An 18,449-nucleotide genomic window follows, 5' to 3' on the forward strand; every position below is an offset into this window, starting at 1 on the left:
CGAACCGTTACCGGAACGCTTCTTTTTCATTGATCCGATTCAGGTAATAACAAGTCGAGCAACCGATTGAGGTCGTCTTCATCTGCAAAATCAATCTCGAGTTTCCCTGCTTGTTTCCCTTGTTTGATCCGAACCGTCGCTCCGTATTTTTCGCGAAGCGACTCTTCGACGAATTGCACAGCGGTCGCTTGTTGCGGACGCGTGGATTCTTTCCGTTCCCGAAGCGCCTGCTCTAATCGACGGACGTTCCAGTTTTCCGCCATGACGCGTTCTGCCATCTGCTCGATCTTCTTTGGATGCTTCAGCGACAATAGGGCACGGGCATGTCCCATCGATAGCCGCTCATCCATGACCGCTTGTTGAACGAGTAACGGCAATTGTAGTAACCGAAGACTATTCGTGATGTGCGAACGACTTTTGCCGACACGCTGCGCAAGCTCTGCTTGCGTGATACCGAATTCCTCGATCATCTCCGCATACGCCATCGCCTCTTCAATCGCGGATAAATCCGCCCGTTGGATGTTTTCGATCAAAGCGAGCTCCATCACGCGTGTCTCGTCTGCTTCGATCACGAGGACCGGTACACGTTCGAATCCTGCGCGACTCGCTGCTTGATACCGTCGTTCGCCGGCGATGATTTCATAATAGCCATCACGTGGTCGGACGACGATCGGTTGGATCATCCCGTGCCGAACGAGTGATTGGGCTAACTCTTCTAATGCTTTTTCATTGAATCGTTTCCGGGGTTGAGTCGGATTCGGGCGAATCGCCCGAACAGGTAATTCGTTCACTTGCCTTCTCTCCTAAACGTAGCGGAAGGCACGACCGCTTATTCCGGACGTGCCTTCACGATGCGAATCCGCACCTCTACATATTCTTCACAATCGACTTCTTCTTTTTCAATCGTCAATCCGGTTTGCTCGATCATATCGACGGAATCGCGAAGGGTATTTAACGCAATCCGTGTATCGCGAGCAAAGCTCTTATGACGTTTTTTCTTCGGTGGCTGTGGTGTCATCAATCGTTCCACCCGGCGCTCCGTCTCCTTGACGTTCCATTCCCGTTCCAGGATTTCAGCGAGTACCGTTACTTGTAGCGCTTCATCCTTGAGCGGCAATAACGCACGGGCATGACGCTCCGTGATCGTCCGTTGCTTCAATGCTTCCCGGACATCCGTTGGCAATCGAAGCAAACGCAATTTGTTAGCAATCGTCGATTGACTACGTCCGAGCTTACGGGCTAACACCTCTTGCGTGATGTCTTGTAACGCAAGCAAGCGCTCATAGGCTTCCGCTTCTTCGATTGGTGTCAAATCTTCGCGTTGCAGATTTTCAATCAATGCCAGTGAAGCAGTCGTCTCGTCCGTCATCTCTTTGACGATGGCAGGAATCGTTTCCCAACCAAGCGAGCGCACTGCCCGGTATCGTCGTTCTCCCGCAATGATTTCGTATCCTGTTCCTTGTTTTCGAACGACGATCGGCTGGAGTAATCCATGCTCTTCGATCGTAACGGCTAGCTCTTCAATTCGGTCCCCATCAAACACTGTCCGTGGTTGGAACTGGTTCGCGACAAGTTCTGTCAATGGTAATTCCTGAACCGTCTCTTGTGGGTCAAGCTCGATCGTAGCAGGTTGCCCTCCCTTACCGAGCAGCTTGGCAATTGCATTTCTCACGTTGGCGCACCTCACCTTTATCAGTCATCGTTTCACGTGAAACGGTGTTTAGCTTAATGGATCTTTTGCAGGCGTACCCGCTTTACGCGGATATTTCCCGGGTGTTGTTCGTTTTTTATCTACAATAACGATATTACGCTCACTTTCCTCGCCTGGCAATTGGAACTGGAAACTTTCCCGTAAATTCCCACCGAGTACTTTTAAGGCAATCGCACCATCCTCGAGCTCTTCACTGACTTTCGCTGCCTTCAAGGCAACGAATTGACCCCCGACTTTCGCAAGTGGTAAGCAATATTCTGCTAGAACGGACATCCGAGCAACCGCACGTGCTGTCACGACGTCGAACCGTTCGCGGAACTGTTTGTTTTTACCGAACTCCTCAGCGCGTCCATGATGGAACGCGACACCTTCGAGTCCGAGTTCCGTCGCCAAATGATTCAGGAAGCCGATTCGTTTGTTCAGTGAATCGACGATCGTCACTTGGAGATGTGGGAACATGATCTTGATCGGCAGACTTGGGAAACCAGCGCCCGCTCCGACATCACACACCGTCGTGACCGTCGTGAAATCGAAATAGAATGCTGCTGTGATCGAATCATAGAAGTGCTTGAGATAGACATCTTCTTCGTCCGTGATCGCCGTCAGGTTCATCTTTTCATTCCACTCGACGAGCAGTTCATAATACCGTTTGAATTGATGCAACTGATGTTCTGAGACCTCAAGTCCCTGTGCTGCCAATGCTGTTACGAATTGCTGTTGGTTCATCTCGTTCACTCCGCAGTCAATGCGTATTGGCCTTGCTCGATGTAGACAAGCAGGATCGAGATATCAGACGGGTTTACCCCTGAGATCCGGGATGCTTGTCCGATCGAGAGCGGACGCACTTGGTTTAGTTTTTGTTTCGCTTCAATCGCTAATCCACTGATCGCATCGTAATCGAGACGATCCGGAATCCGTTTTTGCTCCATCCGCATCATTTTTTCGACTTGATCGAGTTGTTTATCGATGTAGCCGGCATATTTGACTTGGATTTCGACTTGTTCTGCTGCTTCTGCAGACAGTGGTGTTTCTGGTGGTGTCATCTGCGCGATCATCGCATACGTGATTTCCGGGCGTTTCAGCAACGTGATCGCATGCAGAGCTTCCTTGAGTGGTGATGCACCAATTGCTTCTAGCTGTGCATTCACGTCCGCTGTCGCTTTGATGACGACCTTCTCAAGACGTTTCATCTCAAGACGGATTTGTTCTTGTTTATCGAGCAACTTCGCTTGGCGCTCTTCCGAGATCAATCCGAGTTCATGTCCGATTTCCGATAGACGAAGATCCGCATTATCATGACGGAGCAACAACCGATACTCGGCACGTGACGTCAAGAGGCGGTACGGTTCGTTCGTACCTTTCGTAACGAGATCATCGATCATGACACCGATATAGCCTTGTGAACGTGACAAGATAAGTGGTTCTTTGCCTTGGACTTGTAGTCCGGCATTGATCCCTGCCATGATCCCTTGTCCTGCCGCTTCCTCATAACCACTTGTTCCGTTGATTTGACCCGCTGTGAATAAACCAGGAACACGTTTTGTCTCGAGCGTTGGCCATAGTTGTGTTGGAACAACGGCATCGTACTCAATCGCATAACCAGGACGCATCATTTCTGAATTCTCAAGCCCAGGAATCGAGCGGAGAATATCGTGTTGAACGTCTTCCGGTAAACTTGTCGATAATCCTTGCACGTAGACTTCTTCCGTATCGCGACCTTCTGGCTCAAGGAAGATTTGGTGACGCGGTTTATCGTTGAACCGGACGACCTTATCTTCGATCGATGGGCAATAACGTGGACCTGTTCCTTTGATCATCCCAGAGAACATTGGTGAGCGGTGCAGGTTCGCATCGATCAACTGATGCGTATACTCCGTCGTATACGTCAACCAGCATGGGATCTGTTCCGTGATCATCTGAGTCGTTTCATGACTAAATGGAAGTGCTACTTCGTCGCCTGGTTGAATCTCCGTCTTCGAGTAATCGATCGTTTTCCCGTCGATTCGCGGTGGTGTACCTGTCTTGAAACGTGCGAGCTCAAATCCGAGTTCTTCAAGATGTTTCGATAGATTGATCGATGGCATCTGATTGTTCGGACCACTCTCGTACGACAATTCACCGATGATGATTTTTCCGCGCATGAACGTTCCTGTCGTGATGATGACCGCTTTCGCCCGGTACTCCGCCCCTGTATTCGTGACGACACCGACGCAACGTCCTTCGTCGTTAATCAATAACCGTTCGACGAGCGCTTGACGTAAGAGCAGATTCGGCTCATCCTCGAGCGCTTTTTTCATTCGGTTTTGGTATTCGAATTTATCCGCCTGTGCCCGTAGTGCTCGCACGGCAGGACCTTTTGATGTGTTTAACATTTTCATTTGAATATACGTTGCATCGATCGCGCGTGCCATTTCGCCACCGAGCGCATCGATTTCCCGGACGACGATTCCTTTTGCAGGACCACCGATCGACGGGTTGCAATACATGAATCCGACCATATCGGGATTCATTGTCAACATGACCGTTTTCGAGCCCATTCGTGCCGCAGCAAGAGAGGCTTCGATGCCGGCATGTCCGGCTCCGACGACGATGACGTCGAATTCACCTGCTTGATAAGCCATAGTACTGGTTCCTCCTTCTTATTCCACACGCAGTCGTCTCGAATTATTTCCCGAGACAGAACTGCGAAAACAACTGATCCAATAAACTATCCTGTGCTGTATCACCATTGATTTCGCCAAGCGTATCCCACGCTCGTCGTAAATCGATCTGTACCATGTCGATTGGCATCGCTGCTTCTGCTGCACCGAGAGCATCTTCAATCATTTGACTCGCTCGTTTGATGAGCTGGATGTGACGCGCATTTGAGACGTACGTCATATCCTGACTTTCGACACCCTGTTCAAAGAACAGACTCGCAATCGCTGCTTCGAGATCGTTGACGCCTGCTTCTTCGAGCAAGGATGTCGTGACGATTGGTCGACCATCAGCAAGCTCCGTGACACGCGCTAAGTCAATCTGTTGCGCCAAGTCACTCTTGTTGACGATGATGATCGCGTTCATTCCTTTGATTGCTTCAAACAGCAAGACGTCCTCATCCGTCAGAACATCATTCCCGTTTAGGACGAGTAAGATTAAATCGGCCGTCTTCAAAGCCTGACGCGACTTTTCAACACCCATCCGTTCGACGATATCTTCCGTCTCGCGAATCCCTGCCGTATCAATCAACTTCAACGGTACACCGCGAACATTGACGTACTCCTCGATCGTATCGCGTGTCGTTCCCGCGATATCCGTGACGATGGCCTTTGCTTCTTGCACCAATGTGTTGAGCAAAGACGACTTTCCGACGTTTGGTCGACCGATGATCGCTGTGGATAACCCTTCGCGCAAGATTTTTCCTTGGCGTGCCGTTGTTAATAACTCTGCTAAAATCGCGCGGACAGCACCAGCATCACGTTCGACGATCTGTTGCGTCATCTCTTCTGCATCGTATTCCGGGTAATCGATGTTGACTTCGATCGCAGCAATCGTCTGTAACAATTGTTGACGTAAGTCTTGGACGAGTTTTGAGAGACGTCCTTCAATCTGACTGACGGCGACATGCATCGCTCGGTCCGTCTTCGCCCGGATCAGATCCATGACGGCTTCCGCTTGTGATAAATCGATGCGTCCGTTCAAGAACGCACGTTTCGTAAATTCACCAGGTTCCGCCAGCCGGACTTCCGGTTGGGCGAGGATGAGTTCGAGGACACGATTGACCGCGACGACTCCTCCATGACAATTCAATTCGATGACATCTTCACGTGTAAACGTCTTTGGTGCGCGCATGACACTCACCATTACTTCATCGACGACACGGTCCGCCTCATGGTCGACCAATTTCCCGTAATGAATCGTATGGGTTGGTACTTCCGTCAAGCGGTTGCTCCCTTTGTAAACACGGTCGGCTACAGCGACTGCATCAGGACCTGATAAGCGCACGATCGCAATCGCCCCTTCTCCCATCGGCGTCGAAATCGCGGCAATCGTATCAAATTCCATCATCCGTTCTTCCACCTCGTTTTTCTTCTGTCTTTTTATGAGTATTTAATCCTTAATCGTTGCAATGGGTATAACGAAACAACTATACACGAAATGACGCAAAAGAAAAAGAGCGACACTCTGTCAAAACAAAGCGTCGCTCTTCACGTATTAGCGTTTCTTTTTCGATTTTTTAGGAGCCGGAGCTGCTTGTGCTGCTTCTTTTTCACGTTTAGCAGCCATTGTCGCTTCCGTCTGCAACTTAATCTTTTCACGCATTGGTTTCATGATGACGATCGTGACGATGATCGAGAAGATGTAACCGACGACCCAGTAAAGCGAAAGGGCAGATGGGAGTGTAACACCCATGATGAAGATCATGATTGGGAAGACGTAAAGCATGATTTTCATTTGTGGGTTGTCTTCTTGACCTGCCATCGAGATCTTTTGTTGCAGATATGTTAGTACCGCAGACATGATCGGCAAGATGAAGAATGGATCCGGTTTCCCAAGGTCGAACCAGAGGAACGTGTGTTGGAAAATAGCTGGTGTATAAATGATGGCATTGTAGAACGCGATCAAAATCGGCATTTGGATCAAGATCGGTAAACAGCCTGCAAGTGGATTGACGTTGTGCTCTTGATAGAGCTTCATCATTTCCTGTTGCAATTTCTGTTGTGTCTCTTGGTCTTTTGAGCTGTATTTCTCACGAAGCTTCATCATTTCTGGTTGAATGACTTGCATTCCACCCATACTCTTCGTTTGTTTAATCATCAATGGAAGGATGACAAGACGAACGAGAAGTGTCGTAATGATGATTCCGATACCGTAATCACCGCTAAAGAACTGTGAAATCTCACGAATCAACCACGCCATCGGCCAAACGAAGTAATGTTTCCAAAAACCTTCTGTGTCTGCTGTGATCGGTTCACCAGTACCATACGAACTAGGTGTACAGCCGGATAATACGATCGCGAGCACGGACATGAGTCCGAGAGTTAACCAAATCTTAGTTCTCTTGTTCATAATTCCTCCTAGAAATTGTTTACGCTTTGTCGAACGCCATCTTCTTCTATAGTAAGGCAAGGAAAGGGAGCGCCGTACAAATCAACAGGATGCATTGCTACGATTCATTTTTTTGATCGCATCCAGACACCGGAACGTTTGAGCACGTGACGGAGACTGTCAGCCACTTCTTGCGCGGTCATCTTCGCGGCCGGATTGCGCGCGATGATCACCAAATCATAATTCGGGGCAATCGAGGCTTCATGCTGCTGGCATGCTTCCCGAAGATACCGTTTTACCTGATTCCGGACGACGGCATTCCCGATTTTCTTACTGACGGATAAACCAACCCGAAAGTGAGTCTGTTGCTCCTTTTTCAAGGCATACACGACAAATTGCCGATTTGCGACAGAGGCTCCTTTAGTAAACACCGCTTGGAACTCCTTGTCTTTCTTGACGCGGTATTCCTTCTTCACCTTATTCACACTCCATCCTGACACTACGAAAATTCGTCGTCTCTCATCATATCATAGAATAAACATGCGACGCGATAGGGCGCATGTGACAAAAGCACGAACACACGAAAAAACATAAAAAAAAATCACCTCGGATCATGCCCGAAGTGATGGATGCATCAATGCATTAGACAGTCAAGGCTTTGCGGCCCTTAAGACGGCGAGCAGCCAAGATACGGCGGCCACTCTTCGTAGCCATACGCGCACGGAATCCGTGAACTTTTTTACGCTTACGGTTGTTTGGGTTGAAAGTTGGTTTCATTCGTCTGCACCTCCTTTAAAAGATCTTTATAACCAATTGTTATTTTCTACTTTAAGGCAGTCTTGTACATTATATAAACTGATTGTGGCATTGTCAATGAAAGTTCAGAAGATTTCTTGTCCTGCTTAAGGGATTTCTGGTTCGAAAACAGGCGATAGGATTCGACTGCGCAAACTCTATTACGCGATAGAATACATATCGATCATGGAGGGGATGTTTGTAGACTTATCCACCTATCCACAGACTTATCCACATTATCCACACTTTCCGTGGATAACTCTTCACTTTGTCTACAATAGTATTTTTTAAAATCGACGTCAATCCTCGATTTTCGATTCCTTTTTTCGTCCTCTTTCGTATTTTGTGAATAACTCTTTTTCAACGCTTCCTCTTTCGAAAAGTTATCCACCTCTTATCCACAATTTATCCACACTATCCACAGCTTGTGGGTAACTACCTGTGGACGGTTTAATTTACTTGTGGATAAATCATTCCAACCATTGCCAGGGCTCATTTCTTTTGATACACTAATTGTGCATAACATGATCCTGATTGTTCAGGACAAAACAAGTTATACACACCCTGTGGATAACTTTATACACAGATTCAACTGCCTGTGGATAACGTTATCCACAGTTTTTACGTTATGGGGATAAGTCGAGTTTCTTCATTAACTTTGTCTGTGTATAAGCCTGTGTACAAAAATTTTCTATCTTGATAAAAAAAGGGGGGTATTTATGAAAAACGCTGCCGAACTTTGGCATAATGTCTTATCTGTGATCGAGGAAGAGGAACGAACACCGAAAGCTAGTTATGATATGTGGTTGAAATCCACAGAAGGCGTCACGCTAAATGGAACGACACTACTCGTTTCAGCACCAGCTGCATTTACGGTGACATGGCTCGAGCGCCAGTACTTATCTTTACTCGAAGACACAGTTGAGGAAGTAACAGGAAGCCGACTCGATATTCAGTTCATTGAAGAGGGACAAGCGAAGAAAATGCTCGATCGACAAGAAGAGGAACGTGTTGAGGCAACACCGACTCCGAAATCGCGTCCATCGAACATGCGGAGACCAACAGAGGAATTGACGATGAGTGAACTCGGACAATTAAATGAGAAGTATACGTTCGATACATTCGTCATCGGATCGGGGAACCGTTTTGCGCATGCCGCTTCACTCGCTGTTGCGGAAGCGCCTGCTAAAGCATACAATCCGCTTTTCATCTATGGTGGCGTTGGTCTTGGCAAAACCCATCTGATGCATGCCATCGGACAGTACGTTCAAGATCAAAATCTCGGGACACGGATTGCCTATGTCTCTTCTGAACGCTTTACGAATGACTTCATTAACTCCATCCGCGATAATAAAACGGTTGAGTTTCGAAATAAATACCGTAACATCGATGTCCTCTTAATTGATGACATCCAGTTCCTTGCGGGCAAAGAACAGACGCAAGAAGAGTTTTTCCACACATTCAATGCCCTGCATAACGACCAAAAACAAATCATCATCTCGAGCGATCGACCACCAAAAGAGATTCCAACGCTTGAAGATCGGCTTCGTTCACGTTTCGAATGGGGATTAATCACCGACATCACGCCACCGGATCTCGAAACACGGATTGCGATTTTACGGAAAAAGGCGAATGCGGAGCAACTTGATGTCTCAAACGAAGTCATGCTCTACATCGCAAGTCAAATTGATACGAACATTCGGGAGCTCGAAGGGGCGTTGACGCGTGTCATTGCCTATGCGAATCTCGTCGGGCGACCAATCGATCCAAATGTCGCTGCAGAAGCCTTGCATAACATCATGCCGGTCGCTGAACCGCGTAAAGTCACGATTCGTGACATCCAGGAGTCGGTCAGTAAACATTTCAACTTACCATTTGATGATCTTAAGGCGAAGAAACGAACGAAATCGATTGCCTTCCCACGTCAAATCGCGATGTATCTTTCGCGTGAGATGACAGAAAGCTCTTTACCGAAAATCGGAGAAGAATTCGGGGGACGCGACCATACGACCGTCATCCATGCCCATGAAAAGATCAGTATGTTGATCAAATCGGACGGGGAAACTGGGAAAGTCATCGAACAAATCAAACATGAATTGAAGCATTCGTAAAACTGTGGATAAACATGTGGATAAAGCAGGGTAGTTATCCACAACTTATCCACACCGTTTTTGGCTTTATATCAAGTTATCCACCGACTTATCCACACTATCCACAGCCCCTAAGACTATTATTAAAAAAATATATTATTATGTTATGATGGGCGCATGCCCATTATTTTCGAGAGGAGTCTAACGACGATATGCATATCACCATTCAACGCGAAGCTTTAATTCAAGCAGTACAAGATGTAGCCAAGGCGGTCTCATCCCGCACGACGATTCCGATTCTGACAGGAATCAAACTCGAAGCTCATGGAGATGGCATGACGCTGACAGGAAGCGATACAGAAATCTCGATTGAACGGACGATCTATGCAGAAGAGAATGGAACATCTTATGTCACGGTTCACCGTGCTGGTAGTGTCGTCTTGAATGCCCGCTTCTTCGGCGATATCGTCAAAAAGATGCCAAAAGACGAAGTCACACTCGAAGTCTCACCGAACTTCATGACACGGATCCAGTCAGGAACAGCGGAATTCCATTTGAACGGTCTTGATCCAGATGAGTTCCCACGCCTTCCGCAAGTCGATGGGGGACAACGTTTCCGTTTACCGGCTGATCTCTTACGTTCGATGATTCGCCAAACGAGCTTTGCTGTCGCCGTTCAAGAAACACGTCCTGTTCTGACAGGTGTGAACTTCTCAGCTGACAAAGGCATCTTGACGTGTGTCTCAACGGATAGTCACCGTCTAGCCCTTCGTCGTGCTCAGTTCGAGACAGATACGGACATCTCGTTCCAGAACGTCATCGTTCCAGGGAAGAGCTTAAATGAATTATCGAAGTTGCTTGGGGATGGTCATGTGGATATCACGATCACGAACCAACAAATCTTGTTCAAGATGAAGCACGTCCTCTTCTTCTCGCGTCTACTCGACGGAAACTATCCGGATACATCACGCTTGATTCCAGAAGAGTACCGGACAGCTGTCCGCATGAACGCGAAAGAATTGCTTCAAGCGATCGATCGCGCGTCACTGCTTGCACGTGAAGACCGTAACAACGTCATCAAGTTCGCAGCTGAAGGAACGACAGCGGTCGAGATCTCTTCACATTCACCAGAAGTCGGGAAAGTCTCGGAGCAAGTCAGCATCCTGTCGCTTGAAGGAGAAGAGCTGAAAATCTCGTTCAACTCGAAGTACATGATGGACGCCTTGAAGGCGCTTGACGCGACAGATATCGAAATCCAGTTCACGGGTTCGATTCGTCCATTCATCTTGCACCCAGTCGATCAAGATAACGTCCTGCAACTGATTCTTCCAGTCCGGACGGCGTAAGTATAAACACGAAATACGTGATAAGACGGGTTCGATCGTTTCGACATCGGACCCGTCTTTTTCGTATACCGTATATACGTTCGGGGATTTTGCTAAATCGCTCAATGTTTAGTACAATAAAGAGTACGTCATTTATAATATGTAGGTAGGAGGAGTCAATCCATGCAAGAAATCAGAATTACAACGGAATACGTCACATTAGGGCAGTTCCTGAAGCTATCGGATATCATCTCAAGCGGAGGACAAGCCAAACCGTTTTTAGCAGAGGTACCGATTCTAGTCAACGGCGAGGTCGATCAGCGACGTGGTCGTAAATTACGGGATGGAGACATCATTGATGTAGAAGACTACGGTCAGTTCATCATCAAGAACGAGGGCAACTAACGTGCGGCTGGATTCAGTCCGACTCAGTCATTATCGCAACTATGACGCACTCGAACTGTCATTCTCCGAAAAAACGAATGTCCTGATTGGTGAAAATGCACAAGGGAAGACGAACTTACTGGAAGCGATCTATGTTCTTGCTCTCGCGAAGTCGCACCGGACGACGCATGACAAGGAACTGATCGGTTGGGACCAAGAAACAGCGCGCGTCGAAGGACGTGTCGTCAAGCGGACCGGCTCCCATGTCCAAGAGATCGTCATCTCGGGTCGCGGGAAAAAAGCAAAGCTGAATCATCTAGAGCAACGACGCTTGAGTGATTATGTCGGGGCACTGAACATCGTTTTATTCGCCCCGGAAGATTTGCATATCGTCAAAGGCAGTCCACAAGTCCGCCGGCGATTTCTCGATATGGAGATCGGTCAAGTCAGTCCGGTCTATCTGCATGAATTGAGCCAGTACCTGAAAGTGTTGAAGCAGCGGAACGCATTGCTGAAACAACTGTCCATGAAGGGAGGAGACGAGACCTTCCTTGATATCTTGACGGAGCAAATGATTACGCTAGCCGTTAAAATCGTTCAGCGCCGGCATCATTTCATGGCCCAGCTCGAAAAATGGGCACGACCGATTCATGACGGAATCAGTCGTGGACAGGAAGAACTCGCGCTCATCTATCGTTCGGACACATTCGGCGACGAATTACTCGATGTCGAAGGAATGACTGCGTCCTACACGCGGAAGTTTGGTAAAATAAAAGAAAATGAAATCCGAAGAGGAGTTACGTTGTTTGGACCACATCGCGATGACTTCGAGATGGAAGTCAATGGACGAAACGTCCAAACGTATGGTTCACAAGGACAACAACGGACAGCAGCCCTCTCGTTAAAGCTTGCGGAGATCGAATTGATTCATGAGGAAGTAGGGGAATATCCACTTCTTCTGCTCGACGATGTCTTATCCGAGCTTGATGATCATCGTCAAACACATTTGCTCGATACGATGCAACAAAAGGTCCAGACGATCCTGACGACGACAAGCGTCGACGGGATTGCGCATGAAACGATCAACCAAGCGAAGTTGTTCCACGTGAAACAAGGGACGGTCGATTTGGAAGAGACATCATATAAAGAAACAGTAGGTGAGAAAACCGATGAGTAATCATGAAGATATGGAATTGGAACAAGGGTACGGTGCCGATCAGATTCAAGTACTTGAAGGATTAGAAGCAGTTCGTAAACGTCCAGGGATGTATATCGGCTCGACGGCATCAAAGGGTCTCCATCACCTCGTATGGGAGATCGTCGATAACTCGATTGATGAGGCGCTCGCAGGATACTGTGACACGATCAAGGTGACGATCGAACCAGGGAACTCGATCTTAGTCGAGGATAATGGACGCGGTATTCCAGTCGACATTCAAGAGAAGATGGGTCGTCCTGCCGTTGAGGTCATCCTGACAGTCCTCCACGCCGGTGGTAAGTTCGGCGGCGGCGGATATAAAGTATCGGGTGGACTACACGGTGTTGGGGCTTCGGTTGTTAACGCCCTGTCGACGAAACTTGAAGTATTCGTCAAACGGAACGAGAAGCTGTATTACCAAGCGTATCATCGCGGTGTACCAGCGCAAGATCTCGAAGTCATCGGAACATCAGAAGAGACAGGAACGACGATTCGTTTCTTCCCAGACGGTGAGATTTTCCAAGAGACGCTCGAGTATGACTATGATTTGCTAGCGACACGCCTTCGCGAGCTTGCTTTCTTGAACAAAGGCCTGAAGATCATCATCACGGACGATCGTGCAGATGAGCCGATGACACGTAGCTTCCACTATGAAGGTGGAATCAAGTCCTACGTCGAGCACTTGAACCGTTCAAAAGAAGTCGTTCATGCGGAACCTGTCTATGTACACGGTACAAAGGATGGCATCGAAGTCGAAGTCGCGCTTCAGTACAACGATGGATTTGCGTCAAACATCTACTCGTTCACGAACAACATTCCGACGCATGAGGGTGGTACGCATGAGACGGGCTTTAAGACAGCTCTGACACGCGTCATCAATGACTATGCGAAGAAGTTCGGTTTGATGAAGGATGCGGACGGTACGTTATCCGGTGAGGACGTGCGTGAAGGAATGACCGCGATCGTTTCCGTCAAACACCCGAACCCACAGTTCGAAGGTCAGACGAAAACGAAACTCGGGAACTCCGACGCGCGTACGGTTACGGATTCACTCTTCTCTGGTGCATTTGAGCAGTTCATGCTCGAAAACCCGACGAACGCACGCGCAATCGTCGAAAAAGGGATGATGGCGTCGCGCGCCCGCATGGCAGCGAAACGCGCCCGTGAACTGACACGCCGTAAAGGTGTTCTCGAAGTGAGCTCACTACCGGGTAAACTGGCTGACTGTTCATCACGTGATGCGTCGATTTCCGAATTGTACATCGTTGAGGGTGACTCGGCGGGTGGTTCTGCAAAATCCGGACGCGATCGTCATTTCCAAGCGATCTTACCGATTCGCGGTAAAATCTTGAACGTTGAGAAAGCACGTCTCGATAAGATTCTCGGAAGCAATGAGATTCGGACGATCATCACGGCACTCGGAACAAGTATCGGTTCTGAGTTCAATATCGAAAAAGCACGCTATCACAAAGTCATCATCATGACCGATGCCGATGTCGATGGTGCCCACATTCGGACACTCTTGTTGACGTTCTTCTACCGTTACATGCGTCCGCTTGTCGAGCATGGGTATGTCTATATCGCTCAGCCACCGCTATACGGGATCAAACAAGGGAAGAACATCACGTACGTGCATAACGAACGTGAATTGACAGAGGCGCTTGCAGCGCTTCCTGAAAACGCACGGTACGACATTCAGCGCTACAAAGGTCTTGGGGAGATGGATCCAGAGCAACTTTGGGAAACTACGATGGATCCAAGTGGTCGTCAAATGTTGCGTGTCGAGCTTCAAGATGCAATCGAAGCAGATGAAGTCTTTGATATCTTGATGGGAGATCAAGTCGAACCACGACGCGACTTCATTCAATCACACGCACATTACGTCAAGAACCTGGATATTTAACGCTGAACAGAGAGGGTGGCCAGAAGCATGTCCGAACAAAATCACGGAATCATCAAGGATATTAATATCAGTCAAGAGATGCGTACGTCCTTCATGGACTACGCGATGAGCGTCATCGTCGCACGTGCTCTTCCGGACGTACGGGACGGCTTAAAACCCGGACACCGCCGGATTCTCTATGCGATGAACGACCTCGGTATTCGTGCCGATAAACCACATAAAAAGTCTGCCCGTATCGTCGGGGAAGTCATCGGTAAGTATCACCCGCACGGGGATTCTGCCGTCTATGACACGATGGTCCGCATGGCGCAAGACTTCAGCTACCGTTACGAACTCGTCGATGGACACGGAAACTTTGGGTCTGTCGATGGGGACTCGGCGGCTGCGATGCGATATACGGAAGCTCGTATGTCAAAAATCGCGATGGAGATCGTTCGCGATATCAACAAAAACACAGTCGATTTCAAAGATAACTACGATGGTTCGGAACGCGAACCGGAAGTCTTACCGTCACGCTTCCCGAACTTACTCGTCAACGGTTCGAGCGGGATCGCGGTCGGGATGGCAACGAACATTCCACCACATCAGCTTGGCGAAGTCATCGATGGTGTCTTAGCATTATCTCACGATCCAGAAATCACGATCCAAGAACTGATGCAGCACATTCCGGGACCTGATTTCCCGACAGCTGGTGAAATTCTTGGTCGTAGCGGTATTCGTCGCGCTTATGAGACAGGACGTGGCTCAATCATCGTCCGCGCGAAAGCTGAAATCGAACAGACGAAAAAAGACCGGGAACGGATCATCGTGACGGAGCTGCCTTATCAGGTCAATAAAGCCCGCCTCGTTGAAAAGATTGCCGATCTCGTTCGCGAGAAAAAGATCGAAGGTATCACCGATTTACGAGATGAGTCAGATCGCCGCGGTATGCGCATCGTCATGGAAATCCGTCGTGACGCAAATGCGAGCGTCATCTTAAACAACTTGTATAAGCAGACGTCGATGCAAACGACGTTTGGTGTCAACATGCTAGCGATCGTTGGAGGACGTCCGAAAACATTGACGCTCAAGGAAATGCTTTATCATTACCTCGAGCATCAAAAAGAAATCGTGCGTCGTCGGACACAGTTCGATCTCGAAAAAGCAGAAGCACGTGAACACTTACTCGCTGGTCTACGGATTGCACTCGATCATTTGGATGAAGTCATTCAAATCATCCGCGGGAACCGGACAGCGGACGCAGCACGTGAACAGTTGATGGAGCGTTTTGCGTTATCCGAGAAACAATCACAAGCGATTCTTGATATGCGCTTGCAACGCCTGACAGGTCTTGAGCGGGAGAAAATTGAAGCAGAGTATGACGAAATCATGCAATTGATCGCGGAACTGAACCGCATCCTTGCGAGTGAGGAAGTCTTGCTTGATTTAATCCGGACAGAGCTCGAGGAGTTAAAAGAACGTTTCAACGACGAACGTCGGACGGAAATCCGCATGGACCACATCGAATTCGAAGACGAAGATTTGATTCCGGAACAGGATATCATCATCACGTTGACAAGCAGTGGCTACATCAAACGGATGACGACGGATTCGTACCGGACACAACGCCGCGGCGGACGTGGGGTTCAGGGAATCGGAACGAACGACGAAGATTACGTCACGCGTCTCTTGTCTTGTTCGACGCATGATACGATTCTATTCTTTACGAACCGTGGGAAAGTCTACCGGATTCGTGGATATGAAGTACCGGAGATGAGCCGGACATCAAAAGGTGTACCAATCATCAACCTCATCCAAATCGAACGCGACGAAAAGGTCGAGACGATGATTCCAGTCAACTTCAAACGTTATCTCGAGGAGCAACAAGCAACTGAAGCACCTGTCGAGGTGATTGAAGGAGAGATTGAAGAGACGGAAGAAACGCTTGAAACGGAAGAAGTCGTTCAAGATGAGCAAAAATCATTGATCTTCATGACACGTAAAGGACGCGTCAAACGTTCACCGTTGTCTGCGTACGCACGGATCAACAAAAACGGTTTGATCGCGATTCGATTGTTTGAAGACGATGAGTTGACATCGGTTCGTCTCGCATCGACGGACGATGAAGTCTTTGCTGTTTCAACAAGCGGGAAAGCGATTCGTTTCCCAATCACGAATGTCCGCTCGATGGGACGTGGCGCTCGTGGTGTCAAAGCGATGACGTTACGTCCAGACGATTTCGTCGTCGGGATGGAACTTGCACGTGATGCTCAAGATGTTCTTGTCATTACGGAAAAAGGATTCGGTAAACGAACACCGATGACCGAGTTCCGTAGCCAGTCTCGTGGTGGTAAAGGATTGATCGCGAGTAAGGTGACAGAACGCGTCGGTCAAATCGTTGCCATGCGAATCGTTGATGTCGACGATGACATCATGATCATGACAGAGAGCGGGATCGTCATTCGGACAGACTCGCAATACATTTCACGTGTCGGCCGGAATACCCAAGGGGTGAAGGTCATTCGAATTGAAGAAGGTGACCGTGTTGCAACGGTTGCGAAACTGAAACGCGAAGAGACTGATGAAATGGAAGAAGACACGGATATCGTGTCTGAAGAGAATGTAGTCGAATCGGATGCTTCAGAAGAAGCGGAAGAATAAGCAAGACGTCAGCAAGGAAGCAGCAGAGTGATACTACTCTGCTGCTTTTATCTACATATATAGAAAGAAGAGAAAGGAACGAAGCGATATGCGAGTGGCAAGTGACCAATTACGCATCGGGGATCGTTTGACAGAATCCATCTATTTACATACGGATCATCCGATCGTAGAAGCAGGGAAAAAAATAGGGACCGATGAGTTACGACGAATCCAGCGTTTCTTAATCAAAGAAGTCGTCATTGAAGATCGACCTGATTTCGGTAAAGATGAACAAGTACAGATTGAAACAGTTGAAGCCCATGTGGAACATCCCTTTGAAGAATTTATTCGCTTTTACAATAAAGTCTTCATGTCATGGGAACAAGGAATGAAGCCGAATGTATACGAAGCCTTGAGTTGGGTCAAACAGTCCGTTCCAGAACGGATTACGAGACAAGATGTCTTACCATTCTTCCTAGAGCGGGGAACGGAAGCTTATACAGTGCGACATGCCATTTATCGAGGGGCAATTGCGCAAATGCTGGCGGAAGCAGTCGGAAAAGAACGGAAAATGATTCATGAGTTGTGGACCGCATCCTATTTTGCAGACTATGGACTAGCGCGAATCATGGAATGGCGTCACACGAAACGATATGAAGCAATGCAACAAGAAATTTTTCAACGTCACCCGGCTATGGCGTATCAAGCCTTGCAAAAGGAGACGATCATCTCTGATACAGTAAATCGTTTAATTGTTCAACATCATGAACGGTTAGATGGAACAGGTTACCCTTTAAAGGTAAAAGGAGATAAGATCGCAGATCACACACGATTGTTCATCGTAGCAGACGTCTTTGCTGCAATGACGAGTTGGCGTCCGTATCGGGAAGCTTATACGCCGTTTGATGCCTATCGTCATTTGAAAGCAAGACCGATGCAATATTGCTCAAAGTATGTATTGTTGCTCGGACAATTACTTCTACCAATAGAAGTCGGTGATCGCGTGCTGATGAGTAACGGAAAGATTGCAACCATCACGCGAAAGAATCCAGTCTTTGATCGACCTGTCATTTCTTATGAAGAACAAGGACGGATGACGATCATTGATTTAATGGAAGAACGACAACATAGTATTATTCAGTTGATGGATTAATAGGGAATAAACAGCCTCTTGAGCCGGAATCGCAAGGTTCAAGAGGCTTGTTCATGATTTTAAAAACAATTTTAAAATAAGTGTTGCACAATAATAAAACGCATGATATATTATTACATGTCCTTAACAACGACAAGCGCTTGAAACAAACGAGAAAAACAATTTCAAAAAAGTTGTTGACTTCTTGTTTCAGACTTGGTATTCTAATTGAGTCGCCAAAACAGGCGCGGACGAACTTTGAAA

15 protein-coding genes are annotated in these 18,449 nt (G+C 47.9%); 7 read left to right on the forward strand and 8 right to left on the reverse strand.

Annotation, left to right across the window (positions count from 1 at the left end; translation table 11 throughout):
* Window positions 1-26 precede the first annotated feature (26 nt).
* From KNQ11_RS16940 to rpmH, 8 genes are all read right to left on the reverse strand, one after another.
* Window positions 27-791 carry a ParB/RepB/Spo0J family partition protein gene (locus tag KNQ11_RS16940; RefSeq protein ID WP_035395440.1) on the reverse strand — a complete coding sequence of 255 codons (765 nt, stop codon included), beginning with the start codon at window positions 789-791 and terminating at the stop codon, window positions 27-29.
* A 38-nt stretch (window positions 792-829) separates the two neighbouring features.
* A complete protein-coding gene (noc, locus tag KNQ11_RS14430) occupies window positions 830-1,672 on the reverse strand; it encodes a nucleoid occlusion protein (protein WP_023469857.1) in 843 nt (280 codons plus the stop codon).
* 48 nt (window positions 1,673-1,720) lie between these two features.
* The gene (gene rsmG / locus KNQ11_RS14435; protein WP_023469858.1) at window positions 1,721-2,437 is read right to left on the reverse strand and encodes a 16S rRNA (guanine(527)-N(7))-methyltransferase RsmG; all 717 of its coding nucleotides are present in this window, start codon (window positions 2,435-2,437) and stop codon (window positions 1,721-1,723) included.
* A 5-nt stretch (window positions 2,438-2,442) separates the two neighbouring features.
* Window positions 2,443-4,332 carry a tRNA uridine-5-carboxymethylaminomethyl(34) synthesis enzyme MnmG gene (mnmG, locus tag KNQ11_RS14440; RefSeq protein WP_174316735.1) on the reverse strand — a complete coding sequence of 630 codons (1,890 nt, stop codon included), beginning with the start codon at window positions 4,330-4,332 and terminating at the stop codon, window positions 2,443-2,445.
* Between the two features lie 43 nt (window positions 4,333-4,375).
* Window positions 4,376-5,758, reverse strand: a complete 1,383-nt coding sequence (gene mnmE / locus KNQ11_RS14445) for a tRNA uridine-5-carboxymethylaminomethyl(34) synthesis GTPase MnmE (RefSeq protein WP_023469860.1) — start codon at window positions 5,756-5,758, stop codon at window positions 4,376-4,378.
* A gap of 147 nt (window positions 5,759-5,905) precedes the next feature.
* Window positions 5,906-6,760, reverse strand: coding sequence for a membrane protein insertase YidC (gene yidC / locus KNQ11_RS14450; protein WP_023469861.1), 855 nt, complete (start codon window positions 6,758-6,760; stop codon window positions 5,906-5,908).
* 104 nt (window positions 6,761-6,864) lie between these two features.
* Window positions 6,865-7,215, reverse strand: coding sequence for a ribonuclease P protein component (gene rnpA, locus KNQ11_RS14455; RefSeq protein ID WP_023469862.1), 351 nt, complete (start codon window positions 7,213-7,215; stop codon window positions 6,865-6,867).
* A 166-nt stretch (window positions 7,216-7,381) separates the two neighbouring features.
* A complete protein-coding gene (gene rpmH, locus KNQ11_RS14460) occupies window positions 7,382-7,516 on the reverse strand; it encodes a 50S ribosomal protein L34 (RefSeq protein WP_012371910.1) in 135 nt (44 codons plus the stop codon).
* A 737-nt stretch (window positions 7,517-8,253) separates the two neighbouring features.
* Here rpmH and dnaA point away from each other — a divergent pair.
* The 7 genes from dnaA to KNQ11_RS14495 all read left to right on the forward strand — a co-directional run bounded on the left by dnaA (window position 8,254) and on the right by KNQ11_RS14495 (window position 18,206).
* Complete coding sequence (dnaA, locus tag KNQ11_RS14465) at window positions 8,254-9,645, forward strand: chromosomal replication initiator protein DnaA (RefSeq protein WP_023469863.1); 1,392 nt, start codon at window positions 8,254-8,256, stop codon at window positions 9,643-9,645.
* Between the two features lie 191 nt (window positions 9,646-9,836).
* Entirely contained in the window at window positions 9,837-10,970 is a 1,134-nt protein-coding gene (dnaN, locus tag KNQ11_RS14470; protein ID WP_023469864.1) for a DNA polymerase III subunit beta, read from the forward strand.
* Window positions 10,971-11,132: 162 nt separating this feature from the next.
* On the forward strand, window positions 11,133-11,354 hold the full coding sequence (yaaA, locus tag KNQ11_RS14475) for a S4 domain-containing protein YaaA (RefSeq protein ID WP_023469865.1): 222 nt from the start codon (window positions 11,133-11,135) through the stop codon (window positions 11,352-11,354).
* Between the two features lies 1 nt (window position 11,355).
* Entirely contained in the window at window positions 11,356-12,510 is a 1,155-nt protein-coding gene (gene recF, locus KNQ11_RS14480; protein WP_023469866.1) for a DNA replication/repair protein RecF, read from the forward strand.
* Between the two features lie 10 nt (window positions 12,511-12,520).
* Window positions 12,521-14,434, forward strand: a complete 1,914-nt coding sequence (gene gyrB, locus KNQ11_RS14485; RefSeq protein WP_200864062.1) for a DNA topoisomerase (ATP-hydrolyzing) subunit B — start codon at window positions 12,521-12,523, stop codon at window positions 14,432-14,434.
* Between the two features lie 27 nt (window positions 14,435-14,461).
* Window positions 14,462-17,074: a DNA gyrase subunit A gene (gene gyrA, locus KNQ11_RS14490; RefSeq protein WP_023469868.1), complete on the forward strand. Its 2,613-nt coding sequence runs from the start codon at window positions 14,462-14,464 to the stop codon at window positions 17,072-17,074.
* Window positions 17,075-17,162: 88 nt separating this feature from the next.
* Window positions 17,163-18,206, forward strand: coding sequence for an HD-GYP domain-containing protein (locus KNQ11_RS14495; RefSeq protein ID WP_214772391.1), 1,044 nt, complete (start codon window positions 17,163-17,165; stop codon window positions 18,204-18,206).
* Window positions 18,207-18,449 lie beyond the last annotated feature (243 nt).

The sequence above is a fragment of the Exiguobacterium sp. s39 genome, assembly GCF_018618925.1.
Lineage (GTDB): Bacteria > Bacillota > Bacilli > Exiguobacteriales > Exiguobacteriaceae > Exiguobacterium_A > Exiguobacterium_A abrahamii.